25 protein-coding genes and 1 tRNA gene are annotated in these 23,523 nt (G+C 52.5%); all 26 read left to right on the top strand.

Annotation, left to right across the window (positions count from 1 at the left end; all coding sequences use genetic code 11):
- Nucleotides 1-249 precede the first annotated feature (249 nt).
- The 26 genes from spoIVA to trpA all read left to right on the top strand — a co-directional run bounded on the left by spoIVA (nt 250) and on the right by trpA (nt 23,256).
- Nucleotides 250-1,728 (top strand): stage IV sporulation protein A, encoded by a 1,479-nt coding sequence (gene spoIVA, locus AC0YNV_RS09910; protein WP_475767907.1) that lies wholly within the window; start codon nt 250-252, stop codon nt 1,726-1,728.
- A gap of 168 nt (nt 1,729-1,896) precedes the next feature.
- Nucleotides 1,897-3,063 (top strand): sugar ABC transporter substrate-binding protein, encoded by a 1,167-nt coding sequence (locus tag AC0YNV_RS09905; protein WP_475767905.1) that lies wholly within the window; start codon nt 1,897-1,899, stop codon nt 3,061-3,063.
- Between the two features lie 48 nt (nt 3,064-3,111).
- Entirely contained in the window at nt 3,112-4,641 is a 1,530-nt protein-coding gene (locus AC0YNV_RS09900) for a sugar ABC transporter ATP-binding protein (protein WP_475767903.1), read from the top strand.
- Nucleotides 4,638-5,624, top strand: coding sequence for an ABC transporter permease (locus AC0YNV_RS09895; protein ID WP_475767901.1), 987 nt, complete (start codon nt 4,638-4,640; stop codon nt 5,622-5,624). Before AC0YNV_RS09900 ends, AC0YNV_RS09895 begins: the two co-directional genes overlap by 4 nt.
- Before the next feature lie 267 nt (nt 5,625-5,891).
- On the top strand, nt 5,892-6,167 hold the full coding sequence (locus AC0YNV_RS09890; RefSeq protein WP_210041451.1) for an HU family DNA-binding protein: 276 nt from the start codon (nt 5,892-5,894) through the stop codon (nt 6,165-6,167).
- 169 nt (nt 6,168-6,336) lie between these two features.
- Nucleotides 6,337-6,413 (top strand) — tRNA-Pro (locus AC0YNV_RS09885).
- Between the two features lie 82 nt (nt 6,414-6,495).
- A complete protein-coding gene (gene mtrB / locus AC0YNV_RS09880) occupies nt 6,496-6,717 on the top strand; it encodes a trp RNA-binding attenuation protein MtrB (protein WP_210041449.1) in 222 nt (73 codons plus the stop codon).
- Nucleotides 6,718-6,797: 80 nt separating this feature from the next.
- Nucleotides 6,798-7,358, top strand: a complete 561-nt coding sequence (locus AC0YNV_RS09875) for a hypothetical protein (protein WP_475767898.1) — start codon at nt 6,798-6,800, stop codon at nt 7,356-7,358.
- A 131-nt stretch (nt 7,359-7,489) separates the two neighbouring features.
- On the top strand, nt 7,490-8,359 hold the full coding sequence (locus AC0YNV_RS09870) for a heptaprenyl diphosphate synthase component 1 (RefSeq protein WP_210041445.1): 870 nt from the start codon (nt 7,490-7,492) through the stop codon (nt 8,357-8,359).
- Nucleotides 8,360-8,368: 9 nt separating this feature from the next.
- A complete protein-coding gene (locus tag AC0YNV_RS09865) occupies nt 8,369-9,088 on the top strand; it encodes a demethylmenaquinone methyltransferase (RefSeq protein ID WP_475767896.1) in 720 nt (239 codons plus the stop codon).
- Nucleotides 9,085-9,960, top strand: a complete 876-nt coding sequence (locus AC0YNV_RS09860) for a UbiA-like polyprenyltransferase (protein WP_475767894.1) — start codon at nt 9,085-9,087, stop codon at nt 9,958-9,960. The genes AC0YNV_RS09865 and AC0YNV_RS09860 overlap by 4 nt, the downstream gene beginning before the upstream one ends.
- Entirely contained in the window at nt 9,954-10,577 is a 624-nt protein-coding gene (locus AC0YNV_RS09855) for a UbiX family flavin prenyltransferase (protein WP_210041432.1), read from the top strand. The genes AC0YNV_RS09860 and AC0YNV_RS09855 overlap by 7 nt, the downstream gene beginning before the upstream one ends.
- A gap of 1 nt (nt 10,578) precedes the next feature.
- Complete coding sequence (locus AC0YNV_RS09850) at nt 10,579-11,439, top strand: menaquinone biosynthesis protein (protein WP_475767892.1); 861 nt, start codon at nt 10,579-10,581, stop codon at nt 11,437-11,439.
- On the top strand, nt 11,436-12,407 hold the full coding sequence (locus AC0YNV_RS09845; protein WP_475767890.1) for a polyprenyl synthetase family protein: 972 nt from the start codon (nt 11,436-11,438) through the stop codon (nt 12,405-12,407). Before AC0YNV_RS09850 ends, AC0YNV_RS09845 begins: the two co-directional genes overlap by 4 nt.
- A gap of 22 nt (nt 12,408-12,429) precedes the next feature.
- Complete coding sequence (gene ndk, locus AC0YNV_RS09840; RefSeq protein ID WP_210042265.1) at nt 12,430-12,873, top strand: nucleoside-diphosphate kinase; 444 nt, start codon at nt 12,430-12,432, stop codon at nt 12,871-12,873.
- Nucleotides 12,874-12,904: 31 nt separating this feature from the next.
- Complete coding sequence (locus tag AC0YNV_RS09835) at nt 12,905-13,687, top strand: CheR family methyltransferase (RefSeq protein ID WP_475767888.1); 783 nt, start codon at nt 12,905-12,907, stop codon at nt 13,685-13,687.
- Nucleotides 13,688-13,756: 69 nt separating this feature from the next.
- Nucleotides 13,757-13,924 carry a hypothetical protein gene (locus tag AC0YNV_RS09830; protein ID WP_210041407.1) on the top strand — a complete coding sequence of 56 codons (168 nt, stop codon included), beginning with the start codon at nt 13,757-13,759 and terminating at the stop codon, nt 13,922-13,924.
- A gap of 194 nt (nt 13,925-14,118) precedes the next feature.
- Nucleotides 14,119-15,288: a chorismate synthase gene (gene aroC, locus AC0YNV_RS09825; RefSeq protein ID WP_475767885.1), complete on the top strand. Its 1,170-nt coding sequence runs from the start codon at nt 14,119-14,121 to the stop codon at nt 15,286-15,288.
- Between the two features lie 8 nt (nt 15,289-15,296).
- A complete protein-coding gene (aroB, locus tag AC0YNV_RS09820; RefSeq protein WP_475768410.1) occupies nt 15,297-16,400 on the top strand; it encodes a 3-dehydroquinate synthase in 1,104 nt (367 codons plus the stop codon).
- Nucleotides 16,397-16,765 carry a chorismate mutase gene (aroH, locus tag AC0YNV_RS09815; RefSeq protein ID WP_210041403.1) on the top strand — a complete coding sequence of 123 codons (369 nt, stop codon included), beginning with the start codon at nt 16,397-16,399 and terminating at the stop codon, nt 16,763-16,765. The genes aroB and aroH overlap by 4 nt, the downstream gene beginning before the upstream one ends.
- Before the next feature lie 357 nt (nt 16,766-17,122).
- On the top strand, nt 17,123-18,673 hold the full coding sequence (trpE, locus tag AC0YNV_RS09810; RefSeq protein WP_210041401.1) for an anthranilate synthase component I: 1,551 nt from the start codon (nt 17,123-17,125) through the stop codon (nt 18,671-18,673).
- Between the two features lie 7 nt (nt 18,674-18,680).
- Nucleotides 18,681-19,730, top strand: a complete 1,050-nt coding sequence (trpD, locus tag AC0YNV_RS09805) for an anthranilate phosphoribosyltransferase (protein WP_475767883.1) — start codon at nt 18,681-18,683, stop codon at nt 19,728-19,730.
- Nucleotides 19,717-20,511 (top strand): indole-3-glycerol phosphate synthase TrpC, encoded by a 795-nt coding sequence (gene trpC / locus AC0YNV_RS09800; RefSeq protein ID WP_475767881.1) that lies wholly within the window; start codon nt 19,717-19,719, stop codon nt 20,509-20,511. The genes trpD and trpC overlap by 14 nt, the downstream gene beginning before the upstream one ends.
- Nucleotides 20,511-21,248 carry a phosphoribosylanthranilate isomerase gene (locus AC0YNV_RS09795; protein ID WP_475767879.1) on the top strand — a complete coding sequence of 246 codons (738 nt, stop codon included), beginning with the start codon at nt 20,511-20,513 and terminating at the stop codon, nt 21,246-21,248. Before trpC ends, AC0YNV_RS09795 begins: the two co-directional genes overlap by 1 nt.
- Entirely contained in the window at nt 21,245-22,441 is a 1,197-nt protein-coding gene (gene trpB / locus AC0YNV_RS09790; protein WP_210041393.1) for a tryptophan synthase subunit beta, read from the top strand. The genes AC0YNV_RS09795 and trpB overlap by 4 nt, the downstream gene beginning before the upstream one ends.
- A gap of 5 nt (nt 22,442-22,446) precedes the next feature.
- Nucleotides 22,447-23,256 carry a tryptophan synthase subunit alpha gene (gene trpA / locus AC0YNV_RS09785; protein WP_475768409.1) on the top strand — a complete coding sequence of 270 codons (810 nt, stop codon included), beginning with the start codon at nt 22,447-22,449 and terminating at the stop codon, nt 23,254-23,256.
- The last annotated feature ends 267 nt before the right edge of the window (nt 23,257-23,523 follow it).

Genomic DNA, 23,523 nt, shown 5'->3' with positions numbered 1-23,523 from the left:
ATTCATTGGAAGGACCAGAGGCGAAGATGCCAAGGAAGCAAATCGAAAGATTTCATCAGCAAGTCGTCATAATTGGGACGAACGCGCAATAAGCTATTACTAGTCCAAAATCATGTACGAGTTGCGTCGCTGGCCTGCTCCGAAAAGACGGCGGAAGGCGGCGGACACAGGCGGCTACACAGCAGGAGGATACGCGGCAGTAACGGTACGTCCATGTACAGGCGAAATTCGATTGGGAGGGGATATTCAGTGGAGAAAGTGGACATTTTCAAGGACATAGCCGAACGAACCGGCGGGGATATTTACCTCGGCGTCGTCGGTGCGGTCCGCACAGGCAAATCAACCTTCATCAAGCGGTTCATGGAGACGGTTGTTCTGCCAAACATCACGAACGACGCCGATCGGGTAAGAGCAATTGATGAGCTGCCGCAGAGCGCAGCGGGCAAGACAATCATGACAACGGAACCAAAATTCGTGCCTAATCAAGCCGTTCAGCTTCGTGTGGCAGAAGGGCTTGATGTCAACATCCGTCTGGTGGATTGTGTAGGTTACGCCGTAAACGGGGCAAAAGGCTACGAGGACGAGAACGGTCCGCGGATGATCACGACGCCTTGGTTCGACGAGCCGATTCCTTTCCAGGAAGCAGCGGAAATTGGCACACGAAAAGTTATCCAGGAGCATTCCACCCTTGGTGTCGTCGTGACGACTGACGGTACGATTGCCGAAATTCCCCGCAGCTCCTATGTTGAAGCGGAAGAGCGCGTTATTGAGGAGCTGAAGGAGGTAGGCAAGCCCTTCGTCCTCATTGTGAACTCCACACGTCCGCGCAGTGACGAAGCTATTCAGCTTCGGAGCGAGCTGCAGGCCAAATATGATATTCCGGTGATGACGCTCAGTGTAGCCACGATGGGCGAGGAAGATGTCATGTCGGTGCTCCGCGAAGTGCTCTATGAGTTCCCGGTGCATGAAGTCAATGTCAATCTTCCAAGCTGGGTCATGGTGCTGAACGATCAGCACTGGCTGCGCAGCAACTATGAGAATTCCGTTCGCGATACGGTTAAGGATATCCGCCGTTTGCGTGATGTGGACCGCGTCGTTTCGCAGTTCATGGATTATGAATTTATTGCGAGAGCGGGCCTGAGCGGCATGAATATGGGCCAAGGGGTCGCGGAAATTGACCTCTATGCGCCGGATGAGCTGTATGATCAAATCCTGATGGAAGTTGTAGGCGTGGAGATTCGCGGGAAGGACCATCTGCTGCAGCTGATGCAGGAATTCGCCCACGCGAAGCGAGAATATGACCGGTTCGCCGAAGCGCTGGAGATGGTGAAAACTACCGGCTACGGCATAGCAGCCCCATCTCTGGCGGAAATGGCACTCGACGAGCCGGAGCTGATCCGTCAAGGCTCAAGATTCGGCGTCCGGCTGAAAGCGACGGCGCCATCCATTCATATGATCCGTGTCGATGTGGAATCTGAATTCGCGCCGATCATCGGTACGGAGAAGCAAAGTGAAGAGCTGGTCCGGTATTTGATGCAGGACTTTGAGAATGACCCGATAAAGATTTGGGAATCCGACATATTTGGCCGCTCGCTGCACTCCATCGTGCGCGAGGGCATTCAGGGCAAAATCGCGATGATGCCGGATAATGCCCGCTACAAGCTCCAGGAGACACTCGGACGTATTATCAACGAGGGCTCAGGCGGATTGATTGCCATCATTTTATAGTCCAAAATCAAGGCTGGAGGCACGCTCAGGCGTGTCTCTTTTCTCGTTTTTACAGATATAAGGATAATCTCTACATATAGGTTATTAATTCCGATTGACATAGTAGGAAAGCATGATATTATAATCATTATGAAAAATAGAAAGAGTTAGCAGGAGGAGAAAGAGAAGATGAAACAATGGGGAAAAGTAACTATTATGCTGCTGGCGGTTGCTCTGATGGTCGTGCTGAGCGCTTGCGGCAACAAAACAAACGAGAGTACAAATAACGGCAGCAATGCAGCGAACCAGACCGCGGACAATGCAACGAACCAGACTGGCGAGGCTAACCAAGCCAATGAAGCCGGCACAACAAATGATTCCAAAGACCTGGATGCACTCAAAGGCAAGAAAATTGCCCTTATAATGCAGTTTAATACAGGAACGTTCTCGTCGCAATATATTCAGGGCGTCAAGGATCAAGCAGCCAAATTCGGCGGCGAGGTGCAGGTGTTCGCATCGGATAATGATCTTGCCAAAATGTCCTCCAACCTGGATGCGGCCGTCAACCAAGGCTTCGACGGGATTTTGATCGATCATGGACAAGCCGGTGCGCTTGAAGCCGGCATCAAAAAGGCTCTTGAGCAGAACATTCAAGTCGTCGTTTTCGACGCGGATATCAAAATTCCGGGCGTAACGGTCCTTCAGCAGGATGACCAGAAAATGTCGGAAATGACCTTGAACAAAATGTCCGAAGATATTGGCGGTAAAGGCAGCATCGTTAAAGTGTGGGTAGCCGGCTTTGCCCCTATGGAACGCCGTGAAGTCGCTTATAAGGCGTTTATGGAAAGCAATCCGGACATCAAGCAAATCTCCGCTTTCGGTAATGCCAACAATCCAGCCATGGATGCACAATCGCAAATGGAAGCCGTTCTGAAGAAATTTCCGAACAAAGGCGATATAACAGCGGTATGGGCAGCATGGGATGAGTTTGCCAAAGGCGCTTCGCGCGCAATCCAGCAGGCTGGACGTACAGAAATTAAAGTATACGGTATCGATATGAGCGATGAGGATCTTCAAATGATTCAAGATACGGCCAGTCCCTGGGTCGCTTCCGCAGCCGTAGATCCGATCTCGATCGGCAGCGTTCAAGTCCGTTATTTGTATCAAAAATTCAACGGAGATCAAACGGATGAGACAGTTGTCCTCACTCCTTCCATGGTCAAACGTGAGGATTTGCCTGCTCTCCCGGAGAAAGTAAGTACATCGCAGCTTAGCCAATATGTTGAAGGTTGGGGCAGCAACGATCAAGGTTATACCGATACGTTGAAGGAGCTTGAAGCTTCAGCTGCAAAATAATAGCCCGTTTGCATGACGCAGGCGAATGAGCAGACAAGGAAGTGCAGCATGGGGTACAGCAGCAGTTTGATTATGCGCGGCATCGGCAAATCCTTTGCCGGTGTGCATGCGCTCAAAGAGGTAGATTTTGAAGTTCGGTCAGGTGAAATTCACGCTCTGCTGGGCGCGAACGGAGCGGGTAAAAGCACCTTGATGAAAATTCTTTCAGGTGCTTATACATCGGATTCCGGCTCTATCGAAATAGACGGCAAGGCAATCCAGGTCCGGACGCCAGGGGATGCCAAAGCAAGCGGCATCCATTGCGTCTACCAGGAGGTCGATACGGCACTGGTTCCGCATCTGACCGTTACGGAGAATATTATGCTTGACCGCATATCTTCGCCGGGAAGCCGCCACTTTCTTGGCTGGAAAGCCTTCCATCAGGAGGCGGAGGCCGTTCTGCGGCGCCTCGACTCTCCTATACCGGTCCGCAAACGGGTCAGTGAACTGACCCTGGCCGAGAAACAGCTTGTCCTTGTCGCACGCCTGCTCACCGAACAAGCAAAGTTTGTCATTTTCGACGAACCGACTGCACCGCTCAGCCTTGAAGAGGCTGAGCGGTTGTTCCGTGTTATGAGGCAACTGAGGGACGACGGCATCGGTTGTATTTTCATTACCCACCGTCTGCCGGAAGTGTTCGAGATGTGCGACCGGATTACTGTCATGCGCGACGGCGAGCGCGTACTTACGGAGGACAAGCAGGAAACCGATATGGACGGCGTCATTCAGGCAATGCTCGGGCGAAGCTTCGAGCAGGAATTCCCCAAAGCGGAGGCAGAAATCGGATCAGTTGTGCTCGAAGTGAAAGGCTTGACAGCATCACGTATGACAGCATCACGTACTGTGCAAGATGTCAGCTTCTCGGTGAAGAAGGGGGAAATCGTTGCGATTGTCGGACTTGTCGGCGCAGGCAAGACGGAGCTTTCCCGGCTTCTGTTTGGCGCAGATGCCGTCGATTCCGGCGAAGTCCGCGTCAATGGAACCAGGATGAATCTCTCCCAGCCGGCCACGGCCATAAACGGAGGTATCGCGCTGGTACCCGAAGAGCGGCGCAGTCAGGGGATTCTTGTCTCTGAGTCGGTGCAGCGCAATCTCAGTCTGCCGATTCTGAAGCTGCTTTCGCGTTTCGGGTTTCTCTCCGGCTCAGGAGAACAGGGCAATGCTTCATCGGTGATCAGCCGTTTGGGCATCAAGACGCCGTCTCCCGCCCAGAAAACGATGTATTTAAGCGGGGGCAATCAGCAAAAGGTGGCAATCGGCAAATGGCTGAATGCTGGGGTAGACGTGTTTTTGTTTGATGAACCGACAAAAGGCGTCGATATTGGCGCCAAAAGCGATATTTTCCGCATCATAGGGGAATTGGCGCAGCAGGGCAGGGGAATTGTTTATTTAACATGCGAGTTCTCAGAGGCGCTGGGTATTGCCGATCGTATTCTGGTTATGTATGATGGACGGATTGTAGCTTCCTTTGGGCGGGGAGAAACGACCCAAGAGCAATTGCTCTACTATGCCAGCGGGGGAGGAGAAGGTACAGCATGATCAGCAAACCGATGGATTTTATTTTTAAATACGGCTCTATAATGGTTATAGGTATCGTCATCCTGTTTTTTTCTTTTTGGAATGAGCACTTTTTTACCTACAGCAACATAACGGATATTTTACGTTCCATCTCGATCGTTACTTTCGTTGCAATCGGCGTCACGTTCTCGCTGACTGTGGACGGCTTTGACCTTTCGGTAGGCTCCACGGTGTCGCTTACGACGGTTGTCTCCGCAGCCCTGATGGTTTGGTATGAGCAGCCGTTGATCGTGGTCATTGTATTTCCTTTGCTTATCGGTGTTATGGTAGGGCTGATCAATGCCCTGCTGATCGTCAGAATCCGGATTCCGGATCTGCTCGCGACACTGGCTATCATGTATATTGTGGCGGGCGTTCATAAAACGTTCACCAAGGGCTACTCCATTTACAACAATATGCAGCTGACCGATGGAACGACGGCTCCCGGCGTATTTCGGGAGGATTTCCTGTGGCTGGGACAGGGCAAATGGCTGGGAATCCCGATTCCGGTCATCCTCATGGTGATCGCCGTAGCAGGCGTGCATGTGTTCTTCACTTACACGCGCTGGGGACGTCAAATGCAAATGACCGGCGGCAATGAAGAAGCCGCAAGGCTGTCGGGCGTTCGGGTCAAACGGATCCGCACCGCGGCTTATGTCGCTTCGGGCTTGTTCGCGGCTGTTGGCGGCATTCTGTTCTCGGCCAGGGTCGGAACAGGCCAAATCGACGCGGGATCCTCCGTCTTGATGGAAGCGGTGGCGGCGGTTTTTGTCGGTTATTCCGTGCTCGGCGCGGGACGCCCGAATGTGATCGGAACGTTCATTGGATCGGTGCTGATCGGAGTGCTGCTCAATGGGATGACCATGATGAACCTGCAATATTATACCAATGATATTGTGAAAGGTTGTGTGCTTGTGCTCGCTCTGGCTGTTACATTTGTGCACTTAAACCGCAAAAAAACATAAAAAACCCATGGTTTCCATGGGAAAACCGCCCTCCCACTTGAAATTATATAGACGCTGTATTACTATAAATCTGTTCGTCGTACAGTATGCAGGAGTTGCACACTTATCCAAATTTTGATTTCAAGTGTGCGGCAAGCTGGCTCTTATCTTACGAAAAGGACAGCAAATTCATCTTTACTACAGCCTGCAGGTATAATTTCTCAGGTTTCGGTAAAACAGAATGATATTGATGTGCTTATGAACTGCACTTAAGGGGAGGTGAAAGAATTGAACAAAACGGAACTGATTGCCAAGGTAGCCGAGTTGACTGAGCTTTCCAAGAAGGATGCATCCAAAGCGGTTGACGCTGTATTTGATGCCATCTCGGATTCGCTGCAAGGCGGAGATAAAGTACAGCTTGTCGGATTCGGAAACTTCGAGGTGAAAAGCCGCGAAGCCCGTAAAGGCCGCAACCCGCAAACGGGTCAGGAGATTGATATCCCGGCCAGCAAAATCCCGAGCTTTAAAGCAGGTAAATCGCTTAAAGACCTAGTCTCCAAATAATAGCGCGGCACTGCCGCTGATGGCGCCCGGATGCTTGTTAGCATTCGGGCGTTTTTCAAAGAGAAATCCCTATTGACAATCCCTTCTAATTCCAGTAAACTGGGCTTTGCGGTTGACGGGTGCAGTCTTGAAAGTGTCTGAAAGATGCTTGTACTGACCCGATTCATGGCGGGTGTTAGCTCAGCTTGGTAGAGCGCTACCTTGGGGTGGTAGAGGTCGCCAGTTCAAATCCGGTACACCCGACCATTTTATACGACTAACCATAAACTGCTGCCCTTGAGCGCTTTCGTTCGGGAGGCGGTTTTTTAAATTCAAGGAGGACGGTTCTATGAGTGATTTGCATGGGGATTACATCGTCGTAAAAGCGAAAGCCCAGGGCGTGCAAGTAATCGGACTCACACGCGGACAGGATACAAAATTTCATCACACCGAGAAGCTGGACAAGGGTGAAGTGCTCATCTGCCAGTTTACCGATCATACGTCAGCGATCAAAATCCGCGGAAAAGCCACTGTTCTGACAAAGTACGGAACCGTCGACACCGAAGACTAATTGTAAAAGCAGGCATAGCCTGCTTTTTTAGTTTGTACAATGTAAGGAGAAGACCATTCTGGTTGCGGAGGCGTTGCAGCATGTCCGTATGGAAGAGGCTTATCCTTGCATCAGCGGTAACACTGGCAATAACCGTTCTTTTAACCGCACTTCCTCATTTCCGGCAGGACATGCCGCAGCGCAGCGGAGATATAGCCGTTTTTCGATTGATGCCCATCAAGCAATTGACCAGCGGAAATCTGGTCGATTCCATGATCGGTCTGCAGCTGTCGCTTGCGATCAGGAAAGTAGCCTGGAACCAGGCTGCTCTCTCGATAGATTTGGTCGTGGATGGCAGGGACAATGAAAACAGGGAATGGGCGGCTGATCTGCAGAGGCTGCTGGAACTGGCCTTTGTGCGGACGGATAACGTGAACCGTGTTCTGGTGCGTTTTGTCGAGCCGATCCCCTCTGGAGGGGATACAGCACGGTCAGCCGCGCGGGTATTGGCAGCCGCCGACGTCAGGAAGACAGATGATTGGCTGGCTACCGAGCTGACCGGCCTCGCAGAGACGGATTTGCTGTCAAGCCCGGAGTGGAGACAGAGGCTGCGTTTGTCGGTATCCCAGGAAGGACTTATCCGTCTGGGGACAGCTGACTGAATCAGATGCCCCTCTTTTGGATAACCCATTCACAAGGGGGTAGCTTGTAGCGCAACGCTTGACAAAATGATATAATAATTTAGATTATAGAACAGCACTGTTTTCGCTGATCTGTCCGGAGGCTTGACCTTATGAAACCATACAGAATACCTGAACTAGCTAAGAAGTACACGGATCATGAGATGATTCAGACACACACGGAGCTGCCGGAGTTTCCTGATTCGCGGATTCGGCTGCTTTTCGCTTTTCTGGCCAACCAACGCACGCCTCTTTTGCACAGTGAGCTTTACTCGCTGGTTGCCGCTCTTGTACAGCTTGGTATGGATACCCACGATATGATTGATTCCGATTCCGGACATGTCCCTGAACGTGAGATGCGCTCGCGCCAGCTTAAGGTGCTCGCAGGGGACTACTTCAGCAGCCGGTTTTATCATCTGCTGGCACAAGCCGGACAGGTGGATATGATCAGGCGCATCAGCGAAGGAGTTTGTGAAGTCAATAAGCTGAAAATGAATTTGTACGTGAAGATGAAGCAGCTTCGGGTGACGGCTGAGGATTATTTGAACCAGTGCATTCAGCTGAAAACCGAATTGTTCCAGGCTTTTACGGACATTCTGGATGATAAAGCAGTTCGTGACTGGCTGGTGCTTCTGCAGGGCTTCGGCCGATGCGAGGTCATTCTGGACGAACTGGCCCGCAGCGAGAAGCCGGAGCGTTTCGGCGGCAGCTGGGGCTATTGGCATGTCCTGGATGAGGGAAGCGAAGAAGAGAAGCAGGGACTTGCCGACAAGACCGCTGACAGTTTTTTTGTTGACGCTCTTCTTGCCAAGTATGATATACGCAGCCAACTGGCTGATAAATTGAAAAACGCCGTGGCGCATGTTCAAGCGGCCGCTTCAAGGCTTGAGTCCGACAAGCTCGTGCGCGAGCTGCTGCAGATCGGAGAATCATTCCGGCGTCCGCTGATGCCTGCGGCTTCCGTCCATGGCGAGAGAAGGTGATCAAAGATAATGCAATCCAATTCCAAAGAGACGCATGTTCATGCTGTATTTGAGAGCATCGCTCCCAAATACGATCTGATGAACGATCTGCTCAGTTTTCGCAGACATAAGGCATGGCGCTCCTTTACCATGCGCAAAATGAACGTCAAACCGGGCGCAACGGCCGTTGACTTGTGCTGCGGCACATGCGACTGGACGATTGCGCTCGCGCGCGCAAGCGGGACAGGCAAGATGTTCGGGCTGGATTTCAGCCGCAATATGCTTGATGTCGGTCAGCAGAAAGTCAACCGGGAGAGTCTGGACAACCAGATCTCGCTTGTGCAGGGAAACGCTATGGAACTGCCGTTCGAGGACAACCGGTTTGATTATGCGACCATCGGATTCGGGCTTCGCAACGTGCCGGATCTTGTGCAGGTGCTCAAAGAAATGCAGCGCGTCGTCAAGCCGGGCGGCCAAGTGGTCTGTCTCGAGCTGTCCAAGCCTGTATGGCAGCCTTTCAAGTCGATTTATTATTTTTATTTCGAACGTATTTTACCGAATCTGGGCAAACTTTTTGCCAAGCGTTATGAGCAATACAAATGGCTTCCGGAATCGCTTAAGGCTTTCCCGGACCAAAATCAGCTGGCGGCTGTATACCGGGAGATTGGTCTCCGAGACGTTCGCGCGTACCCGCTGACTGGTGGTATTGCCGCGCTGCATATCGGAACGAAGGGAACAGAGGAAGCATGATTCGCAAATTCAGAATTTTTTTGGAAATGATCAAGGTGGAGCATACGGTGTTTGCCCTGCCATTTGCTTTTATTGGCGCATTGCTTGGAGCAGTCGTTATGGAGAACCGGCTTCCGCAGTGGAGCGAGATCGGTTGGGTGCTTCTTGCCATGGTTGGCGCGAGAAGCGCCGCAATGGGACTCAACAGGGTGATTGACAGGGTGATTGACAAGAAGAACCCGCGTACGGAGAAACGTGCCATACCCGCAGGTTTGTTGAAAACCTCAGAAGTTATCCTGTTTATCGCGATATCATTTATTGTCTTGTTTTTTGCAGCAGCGAAGCTCAATCCTTTATGCATCAAGCTGATGCCGGTTGCGGTTCTCATGCTGGTCTTTTATTCGTACACCAAACGCTTCACCTGGCTTTGTCATCTGGTGCTTGGACTGACCATCGGTCTCGCCCCTCTTGGCGCCTGGGTGGCGGTAACGGGAGAATTCGCGTGGCCGGCATGGATTCTCTTCGGAACGGTAACCTTCTGGCTGGCGGGATTTGATATTATCTATGCCTGCCAGGATTTCGATTTCGACCGCAAGGAAGGCGTTCATTCCATTCCCGCGCGCTTTGGTCTATCAGGCGCTCTCTGGCTTGCGCGTCTCTTTCACCTGATTACGGCTGCGGGCTTCCTTACCTTATTCTGGATGACCAACTTAAGCTGGGGTTATTTGCTTGGGGTGGTCATCGCACTGGGCATTCTGTTCTACGAGCATCTGATTGTAAAGCCTGCCGATCTAAGCCGCGTCCAAACCGCGTTCTTCACAATGAACGGGGCGCTCAGCATCACATTATTCGGTTTTACGCTAATCGATCTGATGGTGCTTCACCAATGGTAGGCGCAGGCACCCCGGAGGTGCGCAAGCGTTGGGTTGTCGGAATCACGGGAGCAAGCGGCTCTGTATATGGCATACGCCTGATTGAAGTTCTGCTTGCATCTGATGTGGAGGTTCATCTGGTTGTCACGGAATCCGGCTGGCGTGTTCTGAAGGAAGAATTGGGATGGGACACTACCCGCAGGCAAGCGGCGCTCGAAGACAAATTCAAAGCGGAGCTTGATGAGGGCAGGCTTGTTTTTCATCCTAATGCCAACATAGGCGCCACGATCGCCAGCGGATCTTACCGGGTCGAGGGAATGATCGTGATGCCCTGCTCAATGGGTACACTTGCTTCAATCGCGCATGGAAGCTCGAATAATTTAATGTCGCGCGCGGCGGATGTCATGATGAAAGAAGGGCGCAAGCTGCTGCTGGTTCCGCGGGAAACTCCGCTGCATGCGATACATTTGGAGAATATGCTGACCCTGGCCAGACTTGGCGTCAAAATAATTCCGGCGATGCCCGCCTTTTATAACGGACCGCAAACGGTCGCGGATATGGTCAACTTTCTCGTGGGAAAAGTACTGGACCAGCTGCCGATTGAACATCAATTGTACAGAAGATGGGGAGATGAGTAGCATGGGGCTGAACCGCCCGATCACCATCGGACGCATTGACTATACGAACGTCTGGCCGATTTTTCACTATGCCGAAGAGCAGCTGCCGGCTGACCGTTTTATTATCGACAGGAGAGTGCCCTCTGCGCTTAATACGGCCATGCAGCGGGGAGAAATCGATATCACCTCGATGTCATCGTTCGCCTATGCGCAGTATGCGGACAGCTTTCTGCTGCTGCCTGATTTATCAGTCAGCGCGGCGGGACGGGTCAATTCGATACTGCTGATTACAAGAGAGCCGCTGGAGAAAGTGCTGAAGGGGACGATCGCTCTGACATCCACTTCGGCGACTTCGGTCAATTTGCTCAAAATCCTGATGTCCTTGTACTACAAGGCTTCACCGGACTATATTACAATGGACCCTTCGCTTGACGAGATGCTGGGCAGTGCGGATGCCGCTCTTCTCATCGGTGACCCGGCGATTCAGGCATCATGGCGCAGTGAGGGATTTACAGTCATTGATCTTGGTGAACTATGGCGCAGCTGGACTGGCCTTGGCATGACCTTTGCCTTGTTCGCGGTGCATAAGGCTGCGGCAGCAGCATATCCGAAGGCGGTATCTCAGGTGCTGCAGGCATTAACGGACAGCAAGCGCCGCAGCCTTGCGGACACTGCGCCTTTAGTCAGCAAAGCCAGAGCCCAGTTGGGCGGAACTGAGAAATACTGGCAGCGCTATTTTCGGGAATTGACCTATAACTTTGGAACGAAGGAGCAGAAGGGGCTGTCGCTGTATTTTGAATATGCCCGATCACTTGGCCTGCTTGACCATCATGTACGGATGGAGTTTTTTGCAGATCATACTGCCCTACAGGTGAACGAATGAAACTACTTGATATCTATGCCAAAATGAAATCCGATCTTGATATTCTCGAAGGGAAGCTGGCGCAAAGCGTCACATCGGATCACTCCCTTCTGAGCGAAACCTCCACCCATCTGCTGAAAGCCGGCGGCAAGCGCATCCGGCCCGTATTCGTGCTGCTATCCGGCAAATTCGGTGAATACCGGCTGGAAACGCTGGAAAAAATCGCGGTTTCGCTTGAACTGATTCACATGTCTTCACTTGTTCATGACGATGTGATTGACAATGCCGACACACGCCGCGGGCAGCTGACGGTCAAAAGCAAATGGGATAACCGGATCGCCATGTACACGGGCGATTATATTTTTGGTAAAGCGCTCACTATTGTGACTGAGCTCAAAAATCCGCTTATCCATCAGATTTTGTCCAAAGCGATGGTTCAGATGTGTATCGGTGAAATGGAGCAGATTCGCGATTTCTTCAATACGGAACAGTCGATCCGCGATTACTTATTGCGGATTCGCCGCAAAACGGCGCTGCTTATCGCCACCAGCTGCCAGCTTGGCGCTATTGCAGCGGGAGCGGAATGGGGGGTCTCCAACAGGCTGTACCGCTTTGGCTACAATGTGGGAATGGCATTTCAAATCGGGGACGATCTGCTGGATCTGCTTGGAACAGAGAAGCAGATTGGCAAGCCGCCCGGTTCGGATATCAGACAGGGAAACATCACATTGCCTGTTCTGCTTGCGCTGCAGGAACAGGGGCGGGAGCAGCTGCTTCACGAATTAAATAAAATTCGCGAGTCCGACGGAGCAGGGGATACGAAAAAAGCGTTGAACATTATACGTAAGAGCGCAGGAATCCGGATATCTGAGGAACTGGCAGCCCGCTATATCAACAAAGCGACCCAGGCTCTTGCCGATTTGCCTGATATACCAGCAAAGAAAAACCTGACGGATATCGCGCATTTTGTAGCCAAACGGAATTATTAGCATCAGCGAGGAGGAATTTATGATGGAAAAGACATTTTTGATGGTCAAACCAGACGGCGTTCAGCGGGGATTAATCGGAGAAATCGTTTCCCGTTTTGAGCGCAAGGGACTGAAACTCGTCGCAGCAAAATTCATGAGCATTACTCCGGAGCTCGCCGAGCGTCATTACGCAGAGCATATCGGCAAGCCGTTTTATCCGCCGCTTGTTGATTTTATTACGTCCAGTCCCGTTTTTGCTATGGTTTGGCAGGGGGACAATGTCATCGCTCTTGCCCGTGCGCTGATCGGCAAGACGGATTCCATCGCAGCAGCTCCCGGAACCATTCGTTCCGACTATGCCGTACATACGAATTTCAATCTTATTCATGGATCGGATTCACCGGAAAGTGCTGAACGGGAGATCGGCATTTTCTTCAGACAAGATGAGCTGATTGAGTATGAGCAGACCATTCAGAACTGGATTTAATGGAGCATGGCAGGCAGCGGAGGTATGACGGTTGGAGGATATGGATTTCGTTCTTTTTTCAAAGCGAGTAAAAGACAAGACAGATATCGACCTGACGCAGTATAAGGAAGCGCAGATGAAGCGGCGGCTGACAACGCTGCGGCAGAAGTACGGCTTTGATTCCTTCGCCTCCTATTGGAAGGCAATCGAGCATGATGCTAAACTGATGAATGAATTCCTTGATCGCATGACCATCAATGTTTCCGAGTTCTGGCGGAATCCCGGCAGATGGGAAGCGATGGAGAAACGCTTTATTCCGGAGATGCTCAAAGGCGGTGGGCGCATCAAGATGTGGAGCGCTGCCTGCTCCACCGGCGAGGAGCCTTATACGCTCTCGATGATCACGGCTGAACTGGGAGCGCTGGACCGGTCCTCCATTCTGGCTACGGATCTGGACCAGATTGTTCTGGATAAGGCGGCAGCGGGCGTTTATCATGAACGGTCTGTCCGTGATGTGCCGAAGAACTACCTGCAAAAATATATGACCAGGCAGGGGACGGATCATTATGGCATAACTGACCGGTTGAAGAAATCCATCACATTCAAACAACAGAACCTGCTGAATGATTCCTTCGAGCGTCATTTTGATATTATCGTTTGCCGCAATGTTATGATCTATTTTACCGAGGAAGCCAAGCAGCTGCTCTATCACAAGTTCTCGCAGGCGCTCCGTCCCGGAGGACTGCTGTTTGTCGGCAGCACAGAGCAGATATTCAATCCTTCGCAGTATGATTTCGAAACCGAGGAAACATTCTTTTACCGCCGCAAGCTGTGAGCAGGGTATATCGTTTTCCAATTTCTCCAATACTAACAATTAGAAACAAACGGCGTTGGAGGTTTCATAATGGATAAACGGAAAGTCATAGCAGCTTACAAACGGGGATTTATCAATGTCCAGGAGTGCGCACAGATACTTGGCATTGATATGGCCCAGCTTTCAGGATTGATGACTGATCCTTACTTGTCGGCGGATCCGAAAGTCAGGCTGGACAAGCAATCCGTTAACAGTTAGGGAAAAGGTTGGAGAAGCTGTCTGTCACGCTTGGTCAAAAGCGCGATTGACGGCTTTTTTGTATTTCGGGCAAGCGCCTCCAATTCCTTGTCAAACCGGCAAGGCTATACTATAATGAGCAAAGATATTTGGGCGTAAAACAAGAGAAGCCTGGTGACGATTTTCGTTGTTCGGTTTGAAGGAGGAGCACTAACGTGAGTTTACGTTATTTGACAGCAGGAGAGACCCACGGCCCGCAGCTGACGGCTATTATTGAAGGGCTGCCAAGCAACCTGCAATTGGATTTTGAAGAATTGAATTTTCAGCTGCATCGCAGACAGAAGGGCCATGGCCGCGGACGCCGCATGCAGATCGAGAAGGATACGGCGAACATAGTAGGCGGTGTGCGCCACGGCAAAACAACCGGAGCGCCGGTTGCGCTTGTCGTGGAGAACAAGGACTGGAAGCATTGGACAAGCGTGATGAACATCGAGCCCATCGAAGGGGGAGATGAGGAGAAGCGCAGAGTTCATCGTCCGCGCCCGGGTCATGCCGATTTGAACGGGGGACTGAAATACAATCTGAAGGATCTGCGCAATGTGCTGGAGCGGTCAAGCGCCCGCGAGACGGCTGCACGTGTAGCGGTTGGAGCGGTGGCGCGGCAGTTTCTGGCTGCTTTCGGCATTAAGGTTGCAGGCCAGGTTATCCGGATCGGAGAGATTGAAGCCCCGGCCAACAATTTGTCGGTTGATGAGCTGATTGCACTCACAGAGGAATCGCCGGTTCGTGTGGTGGATAAGGAAACGGAAGCGAAGATGACAGCCTACATTGATCAAATCAAGCTGGAAGGCGATTCGATCGGCGGTATCGTCGAGTGCATCGTCGAAGGGGTCCCTGTGGGACTGGGCAGCTATGTTCAATATGACCGCAAGCTGGACGGACGGATTGCCCAGGCGGTTGTATCGATTAATGCTTTCAAGGGCTGCGAGATCGGGATCGGCTTTGAAGCGGGGCTGATGAAAGGTTCTAAGGTTCATGATGAAATCATGTATTCGGAGGAGAGGGGCTTCCACCGCGCCTCCAACCGTCTGGGAGGTTTCGAAGGCGGAATGACCAGCGGCGAGCAGATAGTAGTGCGAGGCGTTATGAAGCCTATTCCGACGCTCTACAAGCCTCTTCAAAGTGTTGATATCGATACGAAGGAGCCCTTTACAGCCCAGGTGGAGCGTTCGGACAGCTGTGCGGTTCCGGCTGCCAGCGTGGTTATGGAGCATGTTGTCGCCTGGGAAGTGGCCAAGGCATTCCTTGAAAAATTCGGAGGCGATTCGATGGAAGAGATTCGCGCCAATTATGACAACTATCTTGCTCAAGTAGGGCGCTACTAATGAGCGCGATGCGTGAGCTCACTGTTGAACTGGGAGAGCGATCCTACCCGATCTATATCGGGGAAGGGCTGCTTGATCAGGCAGGAGAGCTGTTTGCGAAGCAGGGAATCGGCAAGAAATCGCCAATGCTGATTGTGACAGACGAACGCGTGGCGGAGCGGCATTTGGCCAAGCTTGCGGCGGTTCTGCAAGAAGCCGGCTATCAGGTTACATCCGCCGTTGTTCCCCCAGGAGAAAGTTCAAAGTCACTCTCTGTTTTCGAGTCGCTGATGACCAAAGCGCTGCAGGCGGGTCTTGACCGGAAGTCAACGGTTGTTGCGCTTGGGGGCGGCGTTGTAGGGGACCTTGCCGGTTTCGTGGCTGCCTCCTATATGAGAGGGGTCAAATTTGTACAGGTGCCAACAACGATACTTGCGCACGACAGCAGCGTCGGCGGGAAGGTCGCGGTCAACCATCCGCTGGCCAAAAATATTATCGGCGCTTTTCATCAGCCAGAGCTTGTCCTCTATGATTTAAATACGCTGCAAACCTTGCCTCCGCGCGAGGTTAGTGCGGGTCTGTCTGAAGTCGTCAAGCACGGCTTGATCTGGGACGCGGAATTTGTTCAATGGTGCGATGATCATGCGGATCGTCTGCTCGCTCTGGATCCCGAGTCGCTGGGCTATGCCCTCTACAAAGGATGCGGTGTGAAAGCGTCTGTCGTCTCCCGGGACGAGAAGGAAAACGATCTTCGCATGATTTTGAATCTGGGCCATACGATCGGACATGCGCTGGAAGCTGTGGCGGGCTATAACGAGCTGCTTCACGGCGAAGCGATTTCCATCGGTATGGTAGGCTCTGCCCGTCTGGCGGTCAAGCTGGGTGCCCCAGAACAGGTGCTGACGGTGACGAAGCGCGTGTTGACGCGGGTTGGACTGCCTGTTCGTCTGCCGGAGCATCTGGATACCGATCGAATCATGGAAGCGATGAGCCATGACAAGAAATTTCTCGAAGGCACGATGGTCTTTATTGTCCCGACTGCAATTGGTCATGTGGAAATCAACAAATCCGTCTCCACGGCTCTTGTAAGAGAAATCGTGGAGCAATTGAAACAGGAGGCCGTTCAAGCATGAGTGTTCGAGGAATACGCGGTGCCATTACAGTCGATGTTAATGAAGAAGGACCTATCTTAACAGCAACCCTGGAGCTGCTGAAGGGTATTGTGAATGCCAATGCGCTGGTTCCGGATGATATATGCAATGTTTTCATAACCGTCACTCATGATCTTGACGCAACCTTCCCGGCGAGCGCCATCCGTCAGATGGCCGGCTGGGAGCTTGTTCCTCTGATGTGCGCGCTTGAAGTACCGGTCAAGGGAAGTCTGGAAAAATGCATCAGGCTGATGGTCTTGGTCAACACGGACAAAACGCAGAAGCAGATCGAGCATGTCTATTATGGAGGCGCCCAGGCGCTCCGGCCGGATTTAACTAATAAATAATCGGCAAAGAGTCAAGAATACCAGATAGGGTCCGGTTCTGCACAATTGAACCCAACCCATATTGACGATTTATAACCCCTGGTGTATAGTGTGGGAATAGAATGATGCAATAGTTAGAGCAGAGCTGAGCAAAGGCAGCGTTTATGTTGTCAGATGAGATGAGTAGAGCTGAGAGTAGTTGAGGTACCAACACGATTTCAAGCAGGATGAGTCGTTCATTTGCTGTGCCGCTTAAGGCCGTAATGAATAGACGACGCCCTCTAATTCGCGTTCCAGCACTCATGTTCCATCTTCTGACATGAACACTCCTGCTACGGCGGGAGTTTTTTTATTTTCATAAAAAGAGGAGAGATTGACATGAATCAGGAGCTGCAGCAGGTTATTCGACTTGCAGGGACCTACAATTTGATCCCGATCGTACGCCATGTTATGGCGGATACCGAGACACCGATCCGGCTGTTTCAGCATTTTTACCGGGAACCCCGCGCTTTCCTGCTTGAAAGCGTAGAAGGCGGAGTGAAATGGGCACGATATTCCTTTATCGGCACGGATCCCTTTATGCTCATCCGCGGCAAGAATGGCGAGATGGTTGTGGAGCAAAGAGGCGAGGAGCAGATTCTCCGCGATAAACCGATCGAGCTGCTGAAGGCGCATTTGCGTTCGTTCAGAAGTCCGTCAATCGCAGAGCTGCCCCCGTTCACCGGTGGAGCGATCGGATTTTTCGGTTATGACTTGCTGCAGTATTATGAGAAGCTGCCGCCTCACCGTATTGATGACATGAATATGAACGACCTGCAGTTTATGTTCTGCGACCAGGTCATCGTTTTTGATCACTTCAAGCAGCAGATTCAGGTTATTGGCAATGTCCATATCCCGAATGCCGCGACAGACAGCGTCATTGCCCAGGCTTATGAAGAGACGCTGGCGAAGATTCAGGCCGCTATTGAACGCATTCAGCAGCCGCTGCCTGCGCCATTGATGGCAGGAGGAACTATACCGGCTGATCCGGATCTGGGCGAAGTTGAATCCAATCTGACGAAGGAGCAATTCATCGCAAATGTGGATCAGGCCAAGGAGTATATCCGCGCAGGCGATGTGTTCCAGGTGGTGTTGTCCCAGCGCTTCAGCATCGAAACGGATGTCGAGCCGCTGCATGTATACAGGATACTCCGTAATATGAATCCGTCTCCTTACATGTACTATTTAAAAATGGATGATGAGGTCATCGTCGGCACTTCCCCCGAAGCCCTTGTCAAGGTGGACGGCGATCGGGTGGAGACCAGGCCCATCGCCGGTACGCGTCCGCGGGGCAAGACGGAAGAGGAGGATCTGCTGCTAGAGCAGGAGCTTCTTGCCGATGAGAAGGAGAGGGCCGAGCATCTGATGCTTGTTGATCTAGGCCGCAACGATATCGGCCGCGTATCCCAATTCGGCAGCGTCCACTGCGATGCCTATATGGATATTGAACGCTATTCCCATGTGATGCATATTGTTTCGAACGTATCGGGCAAGCTGCGCCCGGATAAAGATTTCTTCGATGCATTCGTCTCCTGTATGCCGGCCGGCACCGTATCCGGCGCACCGAAGCTGCGCGCTATGGAGATCATAGCAGAGCTGGAGAACGAGGCGCGCGGCGCTTACGCCGGGGCCATCGGGTATCTCGGTTTTGGCGGCAGCCTGAACACCTGTATTACCATTCGTACACTTATTTTCAAGAATGGCAAGGCCTATGTGCAGGCAGGGGCAGGAATTGTATGGGATTCGGTGCCGGAGAATGAATATGTGGAGACGATTAACAAGGCTAAAGCGATGCTGAAGGCCGTTCGCGCAGCCGAAGCGGTATTCTCCGCTCCGGAGCGGGGCGTGAACATGATCAATACGGATTATTACGCCAATGCGAAAGGGTGAGCGGAGCATGGAAACCGAAACGATATCGATGCAGCGCGCGCTGGCGGCGGTAATTGCCGGTAATGATTTGTCCCGTGAAGATGCGAGATCGGTTATGAGCATTATTATGAAGGGTGAGGCTACAGGACCGCAGATTGGCGCAATCGTCACCGCTTTGCGGATGAAAGGCGAGACCAAGGAAGAAATCACCGGCTTCGCAGAGGTCATGCGCACCCACTCCAACCGGGTGGAAACCCTGCAGGAGGGACTGCTGGATACCTGCGGAACAGGCGGCTCCGGCATTCATAAATTCAACATCTCCACAGCCTCGGCGATGATCGCATCAGCTGCGGGCGTTCGGGTGGCCAAGCACGGCAACCGCGCGATGTCTGGCAAAGCAGGCAGCGCGGACGTGCTGGAGGCTCTTGGCGTTCAGATCAATCTGTCCGCAGATCAGGCGGCAAAATGCCTGGAGGAGATCGGGATATGCTTCATGTTTGCCCAGCTATACCATCCCTCTTTGAAGCATGCGGCGGCAGCGCGGAAGGAGCTCGGGTTCCGCACCATATTCAATATGCTGGGACCTCTCACCAATCCGGCCGGAGCCGACCGTCAGCTGCTGGGGCTTTACGATATGGCGCGGACAGCAACCGTAGCTCAGGTATTGGGCGAACTGGGGCTCAAACGGGCGATGGTTGTCAGCAGCTTTGACGGGCTGGACGAAATCAGCATTTCCGCTCCCACCCAAATTTCGGAGCTTGAGGGTGGCGTCGTCCATACCTATGCGATTACGCCGGAGGAGCTTGGTTTGCCAAGGCATGAGCTGAGTGAAATCGTCGGCGGCGAGGCGGATGTTAACGCGTCGATCATTAGAAGGGTCTTTAACGGAGAAGAGCGCGGCGCCTATCGTGATATTGTGCTGGCCAATGCCGGAGCCTGTATGTTTATGGGCGGTGCTGCGGATTCGCTGCGGACGGGTGTTGAGGCGGCCAAGAGCATCATTGACTCTGGCAAGGCAGCGGCCAAGCTGCAGCAATTAATTGAAATGACAGGAGAGCTTGCCTATGTTTCTGGATAAAATCGTAGCTTCCAAACGCAAAGAAGTCGATGATCTGGCCGAGCATTTTTCAATAAATGAATATGAGCGCATCATTGCCGAGCTGCCTGCCTGCAAAGGGTTCGAGCGCACGCTCGCCGCAGGAACCAACCGTTCCCTTGGTCTAATTGCGGAGGTGAAGAAGGCATCGCCCTCCAAAGGGGTGATCCGGCCTGATTTTCATCCCGTTGAATTGGCGCGGACCTACGAAGAAGCGGGTGCCGACTGTATTTCTGTACTCACGGATGCGGATTATTTTCAAGGCCGCAATGAGTTTCTGACGGAGGTCAGAGCCGCTGTGAAGCTGCCGCTGCTGCGCAAGGATTTCATCGTTGATTACCGTCAGGTGTATGAGACCCGTGCCATTGGCGCGGATGCCATCCTGCTGATAGCCGCTATTTTGCGTCCCACATTATTGTCGGAGCTGCATGATCTGGCCAAGTCGATTGGCCTTGATGTCCTCTTTGAGGTCCACGATCAGGAAGAAATGGAGTCGGTGCTTGGACTTGGCAAGGCGACGCTGATCGGAATCAACAACCGCAACCTGCAAACCTTTGCCACTGATTTGAAAACGACGGAGCAGCTTATAGGATTTGTTCCTCCTGGTGTCACAGTTATCAGCGAAAGCGCCATATCATCCCCGCAGGATATTTCCTATCTGCAAGCTGTAGGAGCCAAAGGCGTTCTGGTCGGCGAATATTTCATGCGTCAGCCTGATGTCGGCGTGGCTGTAGGGCAGCTTATGGGACCGGTGAATCATTAATGAACGGTGAAGAGAATCAGGCCAGACGTACACGGGTGAAAATTTGCGGATTGCGCGATGCGGCAACCATTCGACTCATGAATGGTCTGCCCGTCGATGAAATCGGTTTTGTGTTTGCCAGCAGCCGGCGTCAGGTTGCTCCGGAGCTGGCTGCCGAACTTATTGATGAGGTGCGCCAGCTGCGCACGCCTGCGGGTAAAGCTCCCAGGACAGCAGGAGTCTTTGTCAATGCCGACCTGATGACACTCCGCGATCTGCTTTCTGTTGCGCCGTTGGACATTGTCCAGCTCCATGGCGGAGAATCTCCGGAGTTGTGTGCTGCAATCAAGACGGAACTGGGCGTAGAGGTATGGAAGGTGCTGAGCATGACCGAAGACGATCAGGCGGGGAATTCTCCTTCAGGGGAGGTTGGCAATGGTGAGGCCGCAGACGGTCAATCTTCCGGACCTGACCGTTTGGCGGCTTACCGGGGCGCTGTTGATGCTATCTTGATCGACACGGCAGGCGGCGGTACGGGCCGTTCATTTGCCTGGCAGGTGATAGACCGCTATCGTGAGGCGGCACGCGGGATCGGTGTTCCGCTTTATGTGGCGGGAGGACTCAATCCGGATAATGTCGCCGGACTGCTTGAGCGGTATTCGCCGGATGGCGTTGATGTGTCAAGCGGAGTGGAAACGGATGGAATAAAAGACATAGAGAAAATCAGGCTTTTTGTGGAAAGGGTGAAAGGCGTATGAACCAGGTCCCGGATGCAAACGGGCGTTTTGGCAAATTCGGCGGACGTTACGTGCCGGAAACATTGATGAACGCGCTTCTCGAATTGGAAGAAGCATACAAACACTACTCCAAGGATCCGGATTTCATTGCGGAGGTCCGGTATTTGCTGAACCAGTATTCAGGCCGTCCGACATCGTTATTTTATGCGGAGCGGCTGACCAAGCATCTTGGCGGAGCCAGGATTTATTTAAAACGTGAGGATTTGAATCATACAGGGGCGCATAAAATCAATAACACCATCGGACAAGGCGTGCTTGCCAAACGAATGGGTAAGACCAAGATTATCGCCGAGACCGGAGCAGGCCAGCATGGTGTCGCATCAGCGACGGTAGCCGCTCTTCTGGGGCTGGAATGCAAGGTATTCATGGGGGAAGAGGACACCAAGCGGCAGGAGTTGAATGTGTTCCGGATGAAGCTGCTGGGCGCTGAGGTTATTCCGGTCATGTCCGGCACCCGCACACTTAAGGACGCCTGCAATGAGACGCTGCGTTACTGGGTCAGCCATGTTGATGACACTTATTATATTTTGGGTTCTGTTACAGGTCCGCATCCGTATCCCATGATCGTACGCGACTTCCAGCGCATTATTGGCGATGAGACCAGGGAGCAGATTCAAAAAGAAGCCGGCCGGCTGCCCGACTATATCGTCGCAGCTGTTGGCGGCGGCAGCAACGCGATCGGGATGTTCTATCCGTTCATTGGCGATGAATCGGTCAAGCTAATCGGCGTCGAAGCCGCAGGCAAAGGCGTGGACACTGAGGAGCATGCGGCTACCATGACGAAAGGCAGGCATGGGGTATTCCAGGGATCGCTCAGCTACGTGCTGCAGGATGAATATGGACAGGTACAGCCGGCGCATTCCATCTCCGCAGGCTTGGACTATCCCGGTATCGGACCGGAGCATGCCCATCTCAAAGATACCGGACGCGCCCAATATGTGCCGATTACGGATGCAGAAGCGCTGGATGCGCTGCAGCTGCTGTGCCGCACTGAAGGTATAATCCCGGCGCTTGAATCGGCCCATGCCATCGCCGAAGTCACGAAGCTGGCTCCCAAGCTGAGCCCGGATCAAATGATCGTCGTCAACCTCTCGGGGCGCGGCGACAAGGACGTTCAGGCCATCATGGGCTATCTGGGAGGCGAGCAGGGATGAGCAGCTTGAATCGTATAGACGGAGCCTTCGAGGCTCTTGGCAAGGAGGGCGGGACCGCTCTGATCCCGTTCCTCACGATTGGCGATCCGGATATTGAGACCTCGATTGAAATTATCCAATCGCTTGAGGCTGCGGGAGCGGATATGATTGAGCTTGGCGTGCCGTATTCCGATCCCCTGGCCGACGGACCGGTCATTCAGCGCGCTTCCGAGCGCGCCTTGAAGAACGGCAAAGTCACGCTTGCGGACTGCGTACAGGTTGCTGAAACCGCGCGGCAGGCGGGCGTTCAGATTCCATTTATTCTATTTTCCTACTTTAATCCGATTCTCCAGTTCGGCCTTGAGCCATTCTTCCGCTTTATTGTGGACAAGGGCATCAGCGGTCTTATAATTCCCGATCTTCCGATCGAAGAGGACGGGGAAGTCCGTTCCATGGCGGAGCAGGCGAATATACATCTGATCCCGCTCGTCGCTCCAACCTCTCACGACCGCGTCGCACGGATTGCCAGCAAAGCGCGCGGATTTGTCTATTGCGTATCCTCCCTTGGCGTTACCGGGATCCGTGCCGATTTTCATCAGGGAATCGACGAATTTCTGGCCACGGTCAGGAATAACTCGTCGGTGCCTATCGCGGTCGGCTTCGGGATTTCGAGCCGCGAGCAGGTTGAACGCTTTGGGAAACAGGCGGACGGTGTGATCGTCGGAAGCGCGATTGTCCGTAAAATCGAAGAGGTGCTGCCTCTGCTTCACGAGCCGCAAACAAAGGCCGAAGGTCTGGAGCAGATCCGCGCATTCGTCAGCGCCCTCAAAGGCTAGCGGCGAATTGCCGGATTGCTCTTTCCATGAGGCCGCCGCCGATAAGTAGAAAAAGCTCTGCAAGTGATGCCTTCGGGCCGCTCCTGCAGAGCTTTTTTCGATGGTTGTTGGCGAGTGTTCAATTCATAAGCTGTAAATAGGCATCCGATGCGTTGTAACGGTTCGGCTTTGTCTATAGCAATAATAATAGTTACCGACACTTCAAGGTCATTTTTGGAAAATGAGCTGTTTTATCTTTCCCTTTAAAATGAAAGCGACTTATGAGAC

The sequence above is a fragment of the Paenibacillus sp. JT31N11 genome (assembly GCF_056269285.1).
This window is presented reverse-complemented; position numbering and strand designations above follow the sequence as displayed.

Coding starts and splice junctions, on each gene's coding strand:
- AC0YNV_RS09905 (WP_475767905.1), top strand. CDS start 1,897: ATGAAACAATGGGGAAAAGTAACTATTATGCTGCTGGCGGTTGCTCTG.
- AC0YNV_RS09900 (WP_475767903.1), top strand. CDS start 3,112: ATGGGGTACAGCAGCAGTTTGATTATGCGCGGCATCGGCAAATCCTTT.
- AC0YNV_RS09895 (WP_475767901.1), top strand. CDS start 4,638: ATGATCAGCAAACCGATGGATTTTATTTTTAAATACGGCTCTATAATG.
- mtrB (WP_210041449.1), top strand. CDS start 6,496: ATGAGTGATTTGCATGGGGATTACATCGTCGTAAAAGCGAAAGCCCAG.
- AC0YNV_RS09875 (WP_475767898.1), top strand. CDS start 6,798: ATGTCCGTATGGAAGAGGCTTATCCTTGCATCAGCGGTAACACTGGCA.
- AC0YNV_RS09870 (WP_210041445.1), top strand. CDS start 7,490: ATGAAACCATACAGAATACCTGAACTAGCTAAGAAGTACACGGATCAT.
- AC0YNV_RS09865 (WP_475767896.1), top strand. CDS start 8,369: ATGCAATCCAATTCCAAAGAGACGCATGTTCATGCTGTATTTGAGAGC.
- AC0YNV_RS09860 (WP_475767894.1), top strand. CDS start 9,085: ATGATTCGCAAATTCAGAATTTTTTTGGAAATGATCAAGGTGGAGCAT.
- AC0YNV_RS09855 (WP_210041432.1), top strand. CDS start 9,954: ATGGTAGGCGCAGGCACCCCGGAGGTGCGCAAGCGTTGGGTTGTCGGA.
- AC0YNV_RS09850 (WP_475767892.1), top strand. CDS start 10,579: ATGGGGCTGAACCGCCCGATCACCATCGGACGCATTGACTATACGAAC.
- AC0YNV_RS09845 (WP_475767890.1), top strand. CDS start 11,436: ATGAAACTACTTGATATCTATGCCAAAATGAAATCCGATCTTGATATT.
- ndk (WP_210042265.1), top strand. CDS start 12,430: ATGGAAAAGACATTTTTGATGGTCAAACCAGACGGCGTTCAGCGGGGA.
- AC0YNV_RS09830 (WP_210041407.1), top strand. CDS start 13,757: ATGGATAAACGGAAAGTCATAGCAGCTTACAAACGGGGATTTATCAAT.
- aroB (WP_475768410.1), top strand. CDS start 15,297: ATGCGTGAGCTCACTGTTGAACTGGGAGAGCGATCCTACCCGATCTAT.
- aroH (WP_210041403.1), top strand. CDS start 16,397: ATGAGTGTTCGAGGAATACGCGGTGCCATTACAGTCGATGTTAATGAA.
- trpE (WP_210041401.1), top strand. CDS start 17,123: ATGAATCAGGAGCTGCAGCAGGTTATTCGACTTGCAGGGACCTACAAT.
- trpD (WP_475767883.1), top strand. CDS start 18,681: ATGGAAACCGAAACGATATCGATGCAGCGCGCGCTGGCGGCGGTAATT.
- trpC (WP_475767881.1), top strand. CDS start 19,717: ATGTTTCTGGATAAAATCGTAGCTTCCAAACGCAAAGAAGTCGATGAT.
- AC0YNV_RS09795 (WP_475767879.1), top strand. CDS start 20,511: ATGAACGGTGAAGAGAATCAGGCCAGACGTACACGGGTGAAAATTTGC.
- trpB (WP_210041393.1), top strand. CDS start 21,245: ATGAACCAGGTCCCGGATGCAAACGGGCGTTTTGGCAAATTCGGCGGA.